This is a genomic window from Peribacillus sp. B-H-3, assembly GCF_048572925.1.
Classification (GTDB): Bacteria; Bacillota; Bacilli; order Bacillales; family DSM-1321; genus Peribacillus.
The window spans coordinates 3112466-3126812 of sequence record NZ_CP183879.1 but is presented as its reverse complement, the minus strand read 5'-3'; the positions used below and the strand labels follow the sequence as shown (position 1 = coordinate 3126812).

The 14347-nt window shown below is 38.0% G+C and carries 13 protein-coding genes and 1 pseudogene; 12 read left to right on the top strand and 2 right to left on the bottom strand.

The window, feature by feature from the left end:
* Positions 1 to 113 precede the first annotated feature (113 nt).
* Complete coding sequence (locus ACN6MY_RS15550) at positions 114 to 1154, bottom strand: NAD(P)-dependent alcohol dehydrogenase (protein ID WP_419881009.1); 1041 nt, start codon at positions 1152 to 1154, stop codon at positions 114 to 116.
* A gap of 294 nt (positions 1155 to 1448) precedes the next feature.
* On the opposite strand from ACN6MY_RS15550, the pseudogene ACN6MY_RS15545 reads away from it, so the two are divergent.
* A pseudogene (locus tag ACN6MY_RS15545) lies at positions 1449 to 1946 on the top strand (TetR-like C-terminal domain-containing protein).
* A 111-nt stretch (positions 1947 to 2057) separates the two neighbouring features.
* Here the strand turns inward: ACN6MY_RS15545 and ACN6MY_RS15540 are convergent.
* On the bottom strand, positions 2058 to 2861 hold the full coding sequence (locus ACN6MY_RS15540; RefSeq protein WP_419884184.1) for an STAS domain-containing protein: 804 nt from the start codon (positions 2859 to 2861) through the stop codon (positions 2058 to 2060).
* Between the two features lie 606 nt (positions 2862 to 3467).
* Here ACN6MY_RS15540 and ACN6MY_RS15535 point away from each other — a divergent pair.
* The 11 genes from ACN6MY_RS15535 (at position 3468) to ACN6MY_RS15485 (ending at position 14323) form a co-directional block, all read left to right on the top strand.
* Positions 3468 to 4028 carry an MEDS domain-containing protein gene (locus ACN6MY_RS15535; RefSeq protein ID WP_419881008.1) on the top strand — a complete coding sequence of 187 codons (561 nt, stop codon included), beginning with the start codon at positions 3468 to 3470 and terminating at the stop codon, positions 4026 to 4028.
* Between the two features lie 552 nt (positions 4029 to 4580).
* The gene (locus ACN6MY_RS15530; protein WP_419881007.1) at positions 4581 to 4775 is read left to right on the top strand and encodes a hypothetical protein; all 195 of its coding nucleotides are present in this window, start codon (positions 4581 to 4583) and stop codon (positions 4773 to 4775) included.
* A gap of 291 nt (positions 4776 to 5066) precedes the next feature.
* Positions 5067 to 5516, top strand: coding sequence for an SRPBCC family protein (locus ACN6MY_RS15525; RefSeq protein WP_419881006.1), 450 nt, complete (start codon positions 5067 to 5069; stop codon positions 5514 to 5516).
* A gap of 99 nt (positions 5517 to 5615) precedes the next feature.
* Positions 5616 to 6221 carry a group-specific protein gene (locus ACN6MY_RS15520; RefSeq protein WP_419881005.1) on the top strand — a complete coding sequence of 202 codons (606 nt, stop codon included), beginning with the start codon at positions 5616 to 5618 and terminating at the stop codon, positions 6219 to 6221.
* A gap of 275 nt (positions 6222 to 6496) precedes the next feature.
* A complete protein-coding gene (locus ACN6MY_RS15515; protein ID WP_419881004.1) occupies positions 6497 to 7360 on the top strand; it encodes a phosphotransferase family protein in 864 nt (287 codons plus the stop codon).
* Between the two features lie 1019 nt (positions 7361 to 8379).
* Positions 8380 to 9873, top strand: coding sequence for a DHA2 family efflux MFS transporter permease subunit (locus ACN6MY_RS15510; RefSeq protein WP_419881003.1), 1494 nt, complete (start codon positions 8380 to 8382; stop codon positions 9871 to 9873).
* A 421-nt stretch (positions 9874 to 10294) separates the two neighbouring features.
* Positions 10295 to 11086, top strand: a complete 792-nt coding sequence (locus tag ACN6MY_RS15505; protein WP_419881002.1) for an SGNH/GDSL hydrolase family protein — start codon at positions 10295 to 10297, stop codon at positions 11084 to 11086.
* Positions 11083 to 12000 (top strand): ABC transporter ATP-binding protein, encoded by a 918-nt coding sequence (locus ACN6MY_RS15500; RefSeq protein WP_419881001.1) that lies wholly within the window; start codon positions 11083 to 11085, stop codon positions 11998 to 12000. The genes ACN6MY_RS15505 and ACN6MY_RS15500 overlap by 4 nt, the downstream gene beginning before the upstream one ends.
* Complete coding sequence (locus ACN6MY_RS15495; protein WP_419881000.1) at positions 11993 to 12973, top strand: ABC transporter permease; 981 nt, start codon at positions 11993 to 11995, stop codon at positions 12971 to 12973. The genes ACN6MY_RS15500 and ACN6MY_RS15495 overlap by 8 nt, the downstream gene beginning before the upstream one ends.
* Positions 12974 to 13278: 305 nt before the next feature.
* A complete protein-coding gene (locus ACN6MY_RS15490) occupies positions 13279 to 14118 on the top strand; it encodes an MBL fold metallo-hydrolase (RefSeq protein WP_419880999.1) in 840 nt (279 codons plus the stop codon).
* Positions 14119 to 14137: 19 nt separating this feature from the next.
* Positions 14138 to 14323 (top strand): YozQ family protein, encoded by a 186-nt coding sequence (locus ACN6MY_RS15485; protein WP_419880998.1) that lies wholly within the window; start codon positions 14138 to 14140, stop codon positions 14321 to 14323.
* Positions 14324 to 14347 lie beyond the last annotated feature (24 nt).

The following is a 14347-nucleotide window of genomic DNA, read 5'->3' as shown; positions in this document are numbered from 1 at the left end:
TCATTTCTTTTGGCTTTGTTAAAGTACCCTGTTGATTGGAGAAGAAATCAACAGACAAGTTCAATAGAGCCTATCAATTAAAATTTCCATTCCCATGTCTTATTTAATTTAATTCAGATTGTGCTTGTGTCAATCACGAATCGATATTTCACATCCGAAGATAATACCCGCTTGTAGGCTTCGTCAATTTGGTCAGCCGAAATGACTTCAATTTTCGGGGCAATATTGTGTTCTGCACAGAAGTTCAGCATCTCCTGAGTTTCACGGATACCTCCAATCATTGAACCCGCAAATGAACGGCGGTGGCCAATGAGAGAAAATACATTTACTGGCAATGGCTCTGCAGGAGCACCGACATTAACTAGTGTTCCATCAAGTGTTAACAATGAGAAATAAGCATTAATGTCAATCTTTGCACTTACCGTATTAATAATTAAGTCAAACGTTCCGGCAAGTTTCTCAAATGTTTCCGGATCGCTTGTAGCATAGTAGTGATCAGCACCAAATTCAAAGCCATCGTCTTTTTTGTTCAGCGTTTGTGATAACACAGTGACTTCGGCACTCATGGCATGGGCAATTTTGACCGCCATATGTCCAAGACCGCCCATTCCGACAACCGCTACTTTCTTGCCGGGACCTGCTCCCCAATGATTTAAAGGCGAGTATGTGGTAATACCTGCGCAAAGTAATGGAGCTGCAGCATCAAGTGGAATACTATCAGGAATCTTCACTGCAAAGTCTTCAACTACGACAATGTGGGTAGAATAACCACCTTGAGTAGGTTCACCGTATTTATCTACACCGGCATATGTAGGAACATTTCCTTTAAGGCAATATTGTTCTTCACCTTTTTTGCAATTCTCACATTCGCCGCAAGAATCCACCATACATCCCACACCAACCCGGTCTCCAACTTTATACTTTGTCACATTGGCGCCTACATCGGTGACAATACCTGCAATTTCGTGTCCAGGTACCAGCGGATAGTTTACAGGCCCCCACTCGCCGTGTGCGGTATGGATGTCTGAATGGCAAATGCCTGCAAATTTAATTTCTATTAAAATATCATGTGAATTAAGATCCCTTCTTTGAATCTCAGCTTTTCGAAAGGATTTGTCCGGACCATCAACAGCTCTTGCTTTTACATTTATCATTAAAAATAACCTCCCATAATTTAAAATTGCTGCAGTGGTTCTTATAAAAAGAACCTTATTCCATTTTCCTTTGTTTATCTAACTTTAAACATCAGAATGTGTTTTGACTTATTGAAATCTCCAAAGGATAAGATCTTTACATCTCAATTAAAGATAAAATCGATTCTTTAATAACACCTGTTAATAATTTATAGTATAAAAATAATTAAAACAAGATAAAGAACTAGATAATTTAATCCGTTTTGTTGTTTTTACAACAAAACGGATTAAATTGTGGATTATCTCAGTAAGGGTATGGTGTTGACAATGGCTAAAGTGAATAGAAGAATTATCAGGGCAGATATTAAACGTGCTACTGTTTAACTTCATTACTTGGACAAATTTGACCTGCTAGATAAGATTATTGAGGAACAAATCAGTAATATGGTTAACCTTTGTGAGTTAGAAGCTGAGATGGAATGGATTGAATCGACCGTATCCGGCATGCAATATCTTGAACGCAACTATTTGTTTTTTTCGACGATGCTGGCGAGTGAAGGGGCTGTTACTTTCGTACAGGTTTATTCAGCATAATATCGATGAATTCAAAAAAGTCGTAGATATAACAAATGGGAAAAATTTAGCTCAAAACGCAGATATCGTTGTCGAATTTGTTGCCAATGCTTACGTAGGCGTAGTGGAATGGTGGCTGAAAAATGACATGCCTCATTCACCGAAGGAAATGCAGAAAAAGTGGGAGATTTACTAGAAAGTATTATAGCTTATTCCGAATTGCAAAATGGTAACAATTGAGGAAGCGGGGCACCTTGGGCATAATGATAATTTAACAGCCTTCCTGGATGCCACTTTCGCCGCTTTAACAATCAAAAAAAAAGACCGCTGCCAACGGCCCTTGATTTTTATTCATAAATATTGTTTTAAAGTTTCCTGTAGTGTACCTTTAGTATCTGCATCTTCATCAAAACGGACTCCCGCGTGCACCATTTTTCTTACAAGCTCAGGACGAAGGCCAGTAAGAACTGTTTTGCAGCCCATCATTTTAACCCCAGCCAATATCATTTCAAAATGATTTATGACATCCCGTTCCATCATGGCAATACCAGAAAGGTCCATAACAAGTGTCTGTATTCTCGATTTTGCTATATCGTTTAAAACTTTTTCTTCAATTATTTGAATTCTGTAGGAGTCTATTGTCCCAATAAGCGGTAAAACAGAAACGTTACCGCTGACAGGTATGATCGGAACTGATAAGTGCTCCACCATTTCTCTTTGTTTTAAAAATACCGACTCTTTGTATTTGGCATAGTTAAGAAAGAAGTTATTTAAGAACCTGTCAATATTATCATTGATGTTTTTTTCTAAAATATAAAATTCTGACCGGTCATTCGTTATCTTTTTTTCCTCATCAAGAATACCTGCATAATGCCATAAGGTTCTTCTGATTGCTTGAACCCACTCTAATTTTAACTCAAGTGTTAATGCATGCTCCGCCCAAGCGATGCCTTCCTGTTTAGCGAACGCCACTAAATCTTGATCTTTCTGGTTAATTACATAATAAATCAATGTCCGGGCATTTTTTAACAAATCAATGTTTCCCTGATTTAAAATATCCGTGATTTTTGTTGAGACATTTACAGCTTCCGAAAGCAATTTGCGTTCAAATGTTTCCCCATGTTCGTGAATAAAAGATTCAATTTCTGTGCCCATTATCTGTAATGTTTCCAATAGCCTAGTCCCCTTTAATGAATGATATTTACTTGATAATTGTAAATTTATTATATTGCGGTTTTTCTTACATAGCAATTTTGTAACTATCTTAAGATAATTTTAAAAATGGTAACATTTACTTAAAAAAACCTACTCAATCGTAATTAAAAGAGGATATATTTAATAGTACTATGGATTATGTTAACTGAATTATGTTTATATCGAATTGCCACTTCCTAAACATTTTATTGTATGTAGAGCAGTAATAATTTCATATTGAATGATGGCTAACAGATGCATTAATAAAAGATTAGGCCCGCTAGGCGTTCTTCTTCTTATTGTACAATATGATAATCTATATTGTAAAAACTTAAATGAGTTTTTTTAACTAACGGGTGCATACATCGAAGAAAATGGTTGCCATCGCAGCTTCTCCGTTCGCTGAAATACAGGGGTAAAATTGCATGAATTTAATATTTGTTATGCTAGCGTGGGTCTTCCTTTAAAAATAAAGTGTTGGATTCAAATGGATTTTACGTGAATGTAAACATAGTTATATTTACTCCATAATGATATGATTGTAATTACCAAATAGGAGTGATTTAGTTGCAAAAGGAATTTTCTCAAATAATCAAAGATAATAAAAGCGTACATATTTTTTATTATATTACCGAACAACAATCATATTTAAATAATCTTATATCGTACATTCGTTCAGGGATTGAGCAGGATGACCACATATTAATTATAGAGAGTGAAAAAATAATCCTTCAATTAAATAGGCAATTAAAAGGTATTTTAACCAAGCAACAGATGTCCCAAGTTCATACTATTAATAATTTTGACTACTACTGTTCAAATGGAAGTTTTCAGCCGCATGTGATTTTTTCTTATCTGAATAATATTTTAAAACCTTTTTATGACAATGATTTATCTTTCCGTACCTGGGCTCATGTTGAATGGCATGAAGAACAAGAAAGTATATTGGCAATATTAGAAGAGTTTGAAAAGGAAGCAGACAGATTAGTCAATGAAGGGGGATTATATTTAGTTTGTGCATATGATTCGGAGAGAGTGCCTGAATCACTAAAAACGGCATTAATGAGCTGTCACGAATATATTATCAAAGGAGATAAAATCTATCCTTCTGCTATGAGTCCCTTGTAGGATATTAGATAATATAAATAAGTTGCCGGCAGAAACATTGTTACCTGGGCATTGTTGGCATAAGTTTGCTTCGTATTAAAGAGTTAACCAGTTTTTACTGGTTGCTCTTTTTTTATTGGACCTTTGGCCAGGGTAGAACATAGGGGTGTGCGGGAGTTTGATCTTGTCTACTAACTGATCGCCCCTTACTTGAAATTGAGTTACTCTGGAGTTATTCTTTCCTAAAATATTTCAATTGGAAAGGGCAGAGATACAAGAATATCCTGGGCCTGCTGGGAACCGGATACAACGCAAACTCTTTTAGGGCCAAAGTTGGGCAAAAACCTGTAAATCCTGCAGCAGCTTTGAAAGCTCATATCGAAGTGATATAGGCCAAGAGGTTATGAGTATAGAAACATTTCTTCTTTAAAGAGTTCAATAGCCTGGTTCAAATTTTTTAGGATGACTTGTTGTGTAACTGGTTTTAAAGGTTACAAAAAAGGGTATTTGTTAAAAAAGATTATACGTTTGTTGCTTCAAACATGGCTGATTCTAAATACTAGGGGGACAAAAATGTCCAGGGAAAACAAAAGAAAAAGATACTCGGTCGTTGTTGAAGGTAACGGTAAAATAGAACATTCCGTAATAATTGCAGAGAGTGTGGACATCATGTACTGGCAAGTACACAAGCTGTATGGGCATCTCCTAAAAGACGAAAACGGTAAAGATATTGGAAATGTTTCATTTAAAGAATCTGCATTAACATAAATGCGTAAGGCACTCATAAATGGGTGTCTTTTCTTTTTCAAAGAGGTTCAGCATGTAACATTATTCATTCATTCATTAATAATAATCTTATTACCTTTGGGAGTCATTTTGCCTTGCAAGCCTAGAAGTTAGTAAAATAGTGTTTTTAAAGTTTTATTTGTATAGTAAATTAATAAATTATAGGGAGAAATCATACTTAGATAAAGTACGGGGAAAAAGAGGGTTTTTTTAACTTTTGGATAATTTTATATTTGTCTGCAATAAAAACTAAATGCACATGGAGGGAAAGTTATGAAACCTGTCAATATACCGGATTTTTCAGCAAGGCCTTTTAATCTAACGGTAGAGCGGACAATGAATGCACAGCCAAATGTCCTTTTCAAAGCGTGGACAAACCAGTTTGACCGTTGGTTTGCGGCGCCTGGAAGCGTAATCATGCAGGGAGAAGTCAACACAGCCTTCTTTTTTGAAACTGAATTTGAAGATAAACGTTATCCTCATTACGGCAGATTTTTAAAGCTTGAGCAAAACAGCCTTATTGAAATCACTTGGGTCACTGGAGCAGGGGGAACAAAAGGAGCGGAGACGGTGGTTACTGTTAAGCTAGAGCCATACGGCAACGGTACGAAGTTGTATCTAACACATTCAGGATTTCCAGACGAAGAATCCAGGAATCAGCACAAACAAGCGTGGCCGTTAGTGCTTGAACAGTTGGACAGGAGAATGCTGGAACCTTCCTGAAAAGTGAAAATGATAGAGGCTTTGAAGGTCAAAAAGTTAAAATTTTATTCAGCTTAAGGACAGTTTAATGCAATAAAATTGCAGGAGGAACATGTTTTTATGGAGGTTCAAGAAGCAGTACCTAACGGATTTGAAATGGAGGTCAATGCGCCTTATACCTTGAATTATTTAATTTATATTCAAAATATATATCTAAACAGTAAAAATCAAGATAATGATGATCCTTTGTTTCCATACATTGATAGCTCAATGTGGGGTATATTAGATGAAGAGTTTGAAAATATCTTTAAAGAAGTATGGAAAGAGGCTGCAAATAAGAATTTCCAAAGTCGCATGTATGACCATAATGGAATATTAGACTTTGATAAAGCATTGTATCAAAAACTATTTGAGAATAATGTTATGGGGGCATTCGGGTATTCTGAGAGTGTTAAATCCTTTTTGGCTTGGTGGAATGGGGTATTTGGAAAGATAGCCACTGAAAGTGTGTTTGATAATGATAAAATGAATGAAGTTTATAGGGAACTTTCCAGATCTTTAGATGTAAATAAAAGGTTAAAGATAGATTTAATATATGATAAAACAATTTTAACTGGATATACTGAGAACTCTTGGTATGCAGTGCTGCCTATTAAAGATATTTATATCTCCCAAAAAAGGCCAAAGATAATATCAAAATTATTAAAGTGTTGTGAAGATGTCTAAATATCGTTATTTGGCTGATTATTGATTAATGCATACAGCCGGTATTGTACATTGCTGATTTCTGCACTTTTTTGATTGGAGGGGAGGACGCTTGACTCCCTGAGTCTTGCGTCTGAAGCGGAAATCAACAGGCAAGTTTATACAGAGTCTATTTTTTTATTGTGCTAAAGAGGTTAGTGGGAAGAAATGCTGTATTGGATTGTTTAAAAGAAAGAGTATTTCAATATTCCTCTAACTAACAAGGATTAGATTTATTATAAAGGAGGGTAAGTTTGATGTTGAATCGTGTTATTCAACAATTTGGACTGCAGGTACAATCAATTAACGAGGTTGAGGATTCCCATAGTTCAACAGTTTATAAATGTACTTTGTCTAATGGTGAAAATGTTTTTTTGAAAATCCCATATACAAAATTGAAGTGCCAGCGGGAGGCAGAAGCCTATGATATTTTAAAAGGAAGGATTTCCATTCCTGATATGCTGGGGTATTGGTCTGGTGATGAAGAATGTCCGGGTGCTTTTTTATTATCTGAATTAAAAGGAAAACCGCTGTCATTAATGGCTTCGCCGCTAGCCGCGTTTCAAGTTGGGGTCCTTCAAGCTGAGATGCATACTATCAGTCCGGTTGCAGGAAAAAAGTTAAATGCCATACAAAATGAATTTGCAGACTGGTCAAATTTTATTGAAAAACAATTTTATAGCTTTGCTGAGGATGTAAGTCTCGTTTTGGATGCGCATTTATACCAAAAGTCCATTGAAAAATTCGAGAAAATGAAAAATCAGCTTCCCGCTCCGGATGGACCAAGCTTTGTGCATATGGATTTTCGTCCAGCAAACATAATTGTTGATGATAACAGAGTTTCAGGACTTATAGATTTTGAGAGTGTAAGGTTTGGTTCAACAGAAATGGATTTCACCAAATTATACCGTGATTTTCTGCGCTTTGATTCCTCCTTGCATAACGCCTATCGGGATGGCTATAACAGTATCAGACCATTGATTGATTTAGAAAGTGTATTGCCTTTTTATCGATTTATGGATGCCTTCAATAGTATAGGATGGTGTAAACGCCGCGGAATTAAGAAAAATGCTTTATTTTTAGAAGAAAATGTAGCGAGTTTAAAAAAATTCATCCATTAATTCAGGTGAGTACACTGCATTCTTCTTCGTCAGTAAGCCATACTGATAGTTTCAAAAATGATGCAATGTTTTAAAGTGATGGTGAGTTGCCAAAACATAAGGAACACTTCAAAAATAAAGACTGAACTCGACTATCTGTTCCTCTTTCCAGAAAACGATCCAACCAGGCTCTAGCCATTTTTTATTCTGGAGAAGGCAAAGGGGGCTATCATCTAAATACTATTTTGTCTTTTTCTTTGGTTAAATCCTTACTTACTAGTTTGGGTGTTCCATTGGTTCAAATATAATTAAAAATATAAAACTTATAGAAAGCTTAATTATGGTATAATATGTTTTGCAAATCTTCATTTGCAATTTCCTCGCAACTCTTTTCCAGTTCAAATTTTCTTATCACCATTACGCATTAATTACCATACCAAAAAAGATACTTGAAGAGCTTTTCTGTCTGCGTAAAAAAATGGTTATTACCGTTTTAAGGCTTATGGTAAAAGATCTTTACCATAAGCAGGATGTCAACACGGATGACAGCTGTTTGAAAGGATGGATACCAGATTTCATGGTGCGGCAACTTAAAGCCTGCAATGGCTTTATGTGATACACCTTCTTTAAGGAAGGTGTATATAACCGAAAAATCAAACAATTAAATTAACATAGACAATAATAAAAATGCATGACATTCATAAAAATCTTATAAATTTCACTTGTATTTGAATAATTATGAAGTATAGTTTATATATCTGCAATTTACCTTTTTGGATATGCTCTAAATTGCTGCAGTGAAACGGATGCTGATGATTTTATGGCTGTTGCAGAATGAAGAAAATTTTATTCTGTATTTCATGTCGAGGCTTGAGCACATAGCTATGATTTTGCAGTATTTTCTTTTATAATAACATCTTCACTTCGAAATATGTGTATACCAAAGATACAGGCTTTATAGATGTGCCTTTATAGGTGTTAAGAGATGCGGATAGCAAAAAAAAGTTGTGATAAATTTAAATAGAGGAGAAATATCATCAATGATTATTCATGAAAAAGAAAGAAGCAAAAATAGTGTAACCCCTATTTTTGCTGTTATGCTTGCTGGTGCGGTTATTGCGTTTTTGAATCAAACGTTAATTAATATTGCCTTGCCGCAGCTAATGACACATTTTCACGTAGTGGCATCTACTGCAAATTGGCTGACTACTATTTTTATGCTTGTTAACGGCATCGTCATTCCAATCACTGCTTATTTAATGGAACGTTTTACAACAAGACAGCTTTACCTCGCATCTATGGGTCTTTTTGCTTTAGGCACGCTGCTGTGCGGAGTTGCTCCATATTTCTCTGTACTGCTGGTCGGACGTGTAGTACAGGCTGCTGGAGCCGGCATTTTATTTCCTCTTATAACGAATGTTATTTTTACATTGTTTCCTCCTGAACGAAGGGGATTTGCTATGGGGATTTTCGGTGTGGCGATGAACTTTGCGCCTGCTGTCGGCCCCACTCTTTCTGGATGGATCATTCAGAATTATTCTTGGCGTGTGTTATTTTTCGTTATTTTCCCTTTTGCTTTTCTTAATTTCATTGTCGCGATTTTCTTAGTAAGGAATGTGTCTGTAACGAGCAGGCCGAAGCTTGATAGATTAGGTGTCGCTTTATCCACCATAGGATTTGGCGGTGTACTTTACGCCTTTGCAACAGGCGGGACAAAAGGCTGGACAGATCCAGAAGTCCTTGTCATGTTCCTTGCAGGTGCTATAAGTTTGGCCCTATTTGTGTGGAGACAGTTCAAGGTTAACCATCCTATCCTTGAATTCCGCATATTCCGTTATCCCATTTTTACTCTGACAACCATCATCAATGTAATAGTAACGATGGCAATGTTTTCAGGTATGATTTTAATGCCGATTTATATGCAGAGTGTACGGGGATTCTCACCGCTGCAATCAGGATTAATGCTGCTTCCGGGCGGCATTGTCATGGGAATCATGTCACCTATAACTGGAAGGCTTTTTGATAAATTCGGTGCGAAGTGGCTTGCTGTTTCTGGTTTAGCGATAACGATAGTTACCACTTATGCACTCACACAGCTTGAAGTGACTACCACTTTTTCCTACGTTGTAACGATTTATACAATCAGGATGTTCGGAATGTCCATATTAATGATGCCGATATTCACAGCGGGGTTAAATGAATTGGCACTTACTCTTAATAAATATGGCACAGCTCTTGTTAACACGTTAAGAATGGTCGCTGGTGCTGTCGGTATGGCTTTCTTTGTGTCTATTATGACGAATCAGGGAACAAAGCATGTCACTGAAATCGTGACCAGGCAGCACATACTGCCAGCCGATAAAGCCCATTTTGCTCTTGCAGCCAGAGAGGGTGCTGTTATGGGTATAAATGATGCATTTATGATTGCTACCTGGCTGACAGTTGCAGCTTTTGCGCTTTCGTTTTTTATCCGCCGTACAGAACCTAAGGAAGACACGATTACCAATCGCCGGAAACTCTACAGCAAAGGTTAACAAGATAGATGTAAATGATATTTTGTACCGCAGAAAATCCGTCAATTTGCTGTTGTCTTGGCAGAACTAAATACAAAAAAAGCCGTACTTATATGAATGAAGTACGGCTTTTTCATGTTCGCAAAGCTTTTGTGGCTTATTTTGCCCCGCCAGCTTACTAAATCCTTTTAGATTTTCGTTAAAAATGCTCATTTTACCATGCATTACCACCACTCATATTGTTGTATTTATTTACCATTTGTCATCTTGGGAATGATGAGAGTAACGATTACCAAATAGCAGTGATTTCGCTGTGAAGAAATAGAACATAAGCTCACCGCCTATTTATGGCACATTTAGAGAAGCCATTTTTTTTAATTTCAATAAAGATTATGTTTTAATGGAATAAAGTGAAAAATTGAGAGGGTGACCAAATATTAGCATGAATAAGGTACGGATCATGACAATCCTTTCATCGTGTATAGCTGTTTTGTTCCTGGCTTGCTTTGGGTGGGCCATAATTGATTATTACGGCAAGCATAATAATGGATCGTTAGATAAACCAAAGAATTCTGCAAGTATCCCGACAAGCGATAAAAAAAGCATGGACATAGTGGCTCTGGGAGATTCACTGACACGGGGAACCGGTGATGATTCTGGGAAGGGCTATGTTGGATTAGTCACAGATAAGCTGAAAAAGAAATTTAAGACAAACGTCATTGTCCATAATCTCGGCATAAATGGCCAAACCTCTGTCCAGCTGGCAAAACAAGTAAAACAGAAAGAAGTTAAGCGCCAGCTTGCCGGGACAGATACAGTTATGATTACCATTGGAGGAAATGATCTGTTTCAAGGCGGCAAGACACTGTCTGACCTGACTCCAAAGAATATTAAAGCCATAGAGACGGGGTATTTAAAAAATCTGAAATCTGTACTGACAGATATCCGTTCCGATAATAAGGAAGTTACGATTTTCGTGATCGGTTTGTATAATCCTTTTATCGCTCTTCAGGACAGCAAGCTGACCAGTGCCATTGTTAGAGATTGGAATTACCAGGCTTCTGAGCTGTGTGCTGGATATTCTAAGATTGTTTTTGTTCCAGTTTTTGATCTGTTTCAGCTCTCTATTAATGACTATTTATATAGTGATAAATTTCATCCAAATCAGGCTGGGTATCAATTAATTGCAGAACGCATTGCCCCGATGATTAAGTGGGAGGGGAATAAACCATGAGCGGAGTTACACTTTCAGTGAAAAACTTGACAAAGACAATCGGCAAGCATGAGATCATTAAAGGAGTAAGCTTTCAGTTATTGAAGGGTGAGGTATTCGGTTTTCTTGGCCCGAACGGGGCTGGAAAGACCACGACAATAAGGATGCTGGTAGGATTGATAAAGCCTACATCAGGAAGCATAGAAATCTGCGGATATAATGTAAAAAAACAATTTACTAAAGCCATGGAGCAAATGGGGTGTATCGTAGAAAATCCTGAACTTTATCCTTACTTATCAGGCTGGGATAATTTGCTTCATTTTGCCAGAATGCTTCCTGGTATTGGCGAAGAGCGCATCCGGGAGGTCACAGAGCTGGTTGAATTAACGGACAGAATTCAGGATAAGGTCAAAACCTACTCTTTAGGCATGCGGCAAAGGCTTGGGATTGCGCAGGCTTTGCTAAATTCTCCTAAGATCTTAATATTGGATGAGCCTACTAATGGACTGGATCCTGCAGGAATCAGGGAAATGCGGCAGTTTATCAGGGACCTTGCGAAAAAGGAAGGACTGAGCGTATTGGTTTCAAGCCATCTGCTCAGTGAAATTCAGCTGCTTTGCGATCGGGTTGCCATCATATCCCATGGAGAAATAATTAAGGAAGACACTGTTGGGAACTTGCTTCATGCACAGGAAAAAATGAACTGGCGCCTCATTCCGCAGGAAAAGGGAAAGGAAGTCTTGGAAAAGCTGACAGAGGTGACTGATACAGAAGATGGTTATCTTTCTACTCCGTTTCATGAAAATGAAGTGCCGGTGTGGAATGAAAAATTGCTGCAGCAGGGAGTTAAAGTGATTGAGATGAACCGCAAACTGCCTTCTCTTGAGGATCTATTCCTGGAAATGACTGCAGGGGGAGGGCTTGGCCATGGATAAGCTTGTCCAAAACGAAATGCTGAAGCTGCTCGCCAGAAAACGTTTAGTCATTATAGGAATCATCATCGGTGTGCTGGTACTTTTATTTACGTATGCCCAATACAAGCAATCAGAATCACAGCGGGAAAAACTTGGAACCAAAGATTGGCGTACAGCCCTGCAGCAGCAAATCGTTGATACCCAGAACAGATTAAGCTCAAGCAGGCTTTCTGATGACTGGAGAAAGCAGCTGCAGATTAGCCTGAAACAGGAGCAATATTACCTTGATCATGATATCAATCCTACAGAGCCCGGGGCAGTATCATTCACCAGGATGTTTATTGAGAATGCCAGTGATTTATTTATTCCCCTGCTTGTTATGATTATAGCGAGTGATATGGTTTCTTCGGAGCACAGCCTTGGTTCTATTAAGTTGCTGCTTACCAGGCCAGTGAAACGATGGAGGATTTTAATGAGCAAATATATTACTTTATTGCTCTCTGCTTCCGTTATAGTGGCCATGGCGGCGCTTCTTGCATACGTGCTGTCAGGGATTGTGTTCAGTTATGCAGGCTGGAATGCACCGGTTATTACGGGTTTCAGTGTCAAAGCCGGAAATCTGGATACCAGCCATGTACGCCTGATAAGCCAGTGGAAATTCCTGCTGATGGATATGGGGCTAGTCTGGTTCGTGGCTGTTGTAGTTGGCACACTTTCCTTCATGCTTTCAGTGCTCATCAGAAGTACGGCAGCCGGCATGGGAGTTATGCTTGCTGCACTCATCTCAGGCGCGATTCTTTCAAATATGGTCTCATCTTGGCAGTCTGCGAAATATTTATTTATGGTTAATATGAAATTAACGAATTATTTAAATGGCGTTTCCCCTCCTATTAACGGAATGACCTTAATGTCCTCAATGGCAGTGCTTTTGATATGGTGGGCCATTGCTTTAATTGTATCCTTTACGGTTTTTACCAGAAAGGATGTATATTAATTTGTTCATTCACACTGCTTTTTGGTAAATGTGTATGGGGGATTAGTGGCAGGGTCTCCTCGAAGCAGACGCAAAGCTGTTATAAGGATTTGCGAACGGCCCAGCTGTTGCCTGTAGCTGAATCCGGCAAACAGATTTAACAGAGCCAAAATTTCATGATTAAAAAACCAGTTTCATATGCAAATATGAAGCTGTTTTAAATTTTGCCGTGTATTAAACCCTAAACAAGGGTAAAAAAGCGTAAGAAACATAAAAATTTCAGAATGAACAATACTAACAAAAATGACTAGGGGAGGGACGTCATCTTGGATGATCACCATTTAAGCGAAAAGAAGTTGCCAGTCACTTCTGTCACAAGCGGGGACGCAAAGTTTGTAACAGAAGATATTTATTGCTTTACTATTCAAATCGTCAATGTCTGTTTTATAGGAAAACCAGCCAAAAATCAAGAGTGGGTGCTCGTTGATGCAGGGATGCCAGGCTCTGCCGAAAAAATTATAAAGGAAGCGGAAGAGCTGTATGGAAAAGGCAATCCTCCAGCTGCTATTATCTTGACTCACGGGCACTTTGACCATATCGGTTCAATTGTTGATTTGATTGAATACTGGAATGCGCCTGTATATGCACATAAATTAGAGCTTCCTTATTTAACTGGACAAAAGGATTATCCTGAACCAGATTCCTCAGTTGAAGGAGGGATGGTCGCCAAAATGTCCAGGCTGTTTCCAAACGAGGGCATTGATCTAGATCATCATGTTTCACTGCTTCCGGAGGATGGAAGTGTCCCGGGGTTGTCCGGATGGAAATGGATTTGGACTCCTGGCCATTCACCAGGACATATTTCTCTGTTTCGCGAAAGTGACAGGTCATTAATCGCTGGAGATGCTTTCGTTACGGTTAAACAGGAAAATCTGTATAAAGTGATTACCCAGGAAAAAGAAATCAGCGGACCGCCGCGTTACCTTACAACAGATTGGAAAGCGGCAAAAGCTTCGGTTCTTAAACTGGAACAGCTAAAACCCTCCGCTGCCGTGACAGGACATGGAAGGCCGATGATAGGCACAGAACTGGCAGAAAATCTAGCCAGGCTTGCAAGAGAATTTGATACCATTGCCGTTCCTGATTATGGAAAATTTGTGGATTGATAATAAGGAGGGAATTAACATGGAAAAAGATAATAAAAAACAGCAAAACAGCTCATCTGAAATTGCAGGCAAGCAATTTGAAGTTGAAGACTATAAGAAAAATGATCAGCTATCCAGTGGACTCGCTGAAACTCATGAACAAGTAAACGATGATTATATGGCAGGGACAATTGACCAAAAAGCTAAAAGTGAGAAAGAGCAGTAAAGAGCTTTTTATCACGAACCAAAA

What these genes read in the sequence shown, in the direction of transcription:
- ACN6MY_RS15505 (WP_419881002.1), top strand. Translation starts at nt 10,295, where the DNA reads ATGAATAAGGTACGGATCATGACAATCCTTTCATCGTGTATAGCTGTT.
- ACN6MY_RS15500 (WP_419881001.1), top strand. Translation starts at nt 11,083, where the DNA reads ATGAGCGGAGTTACACTTTCAGTGAAAAACTTGACAAAGACAATCGGC.
- ACN6MY_RS15540 (WP_419884184.1), bottom strand. Translation starts at nt 2,861, where the DNA reads ATGGGCACAGAAATTGAATCTTTTATTCACGAACATGGGGAAACATTT.
- ACN6MY_RS15485 (WP_419880998.1), top strand. Translation starts at nt 14,138, where the DNA reads ATGGAAAAAGATAATAAAAAACAGCAAAACAGCTCATCTGAAATTGCA.
- ACN6MY_RS15550 (WP_419881009.1), bottom strand. Translation starts at nt 1,154, where the DNA reads ATGATAAATGTAAAAGCAAGAGCTGTTGATGGTCCGGACAAATCCTTT.
- ACN6MY_RS15520 (WP_419881005.1), top strand. Translation starts at nt 5,616, where the DNA reads ATGGAGGTTCAAGAAGCAGTACCTAACGGATTTGAAATGGAGGTCAAT.
- ACN6MY_RS15495 (WP_419881000.1), top strand. Translation starts at nt 11,993, where the DNA reads ATGGATAAGCTTGTCCAAAACGAAATGCTGAAGCTGCTCGCCAGAAAA.
- ACN6MY_RS15515 (WP_419881004.1), top strand. Translation starts at nt 6,497, where the DNA reads ATGTTGAATCGTGTTATTCAACAATTTGGACTGCAGGTACAATCAATT.
- ACN6MY_RS15525 (WP_419881006.1), top strand. Translation starts at nt 5,067, where the DNA reads ATGAAACCTGTCAATATACCGGATTTTTCAGCAAGGCCTTTTAATCTA.
- ACN6MY_RS15530 (WP_419881007.1), top strand. Translation starts at nt 4,581, where the DNA reads ATGTCCAGGGAAAACAAAAGAAAAAGATACTCGGTCGTTGTTGAAGGT.
- ACN6MY_RS15510 (WP_419881003.1), top strand. Translation starts at nt 8,380, where the DNA reads ATGATTATTCATGAAAAAGAAAGAAGCAAAAATAGTGTAACCCCTATT.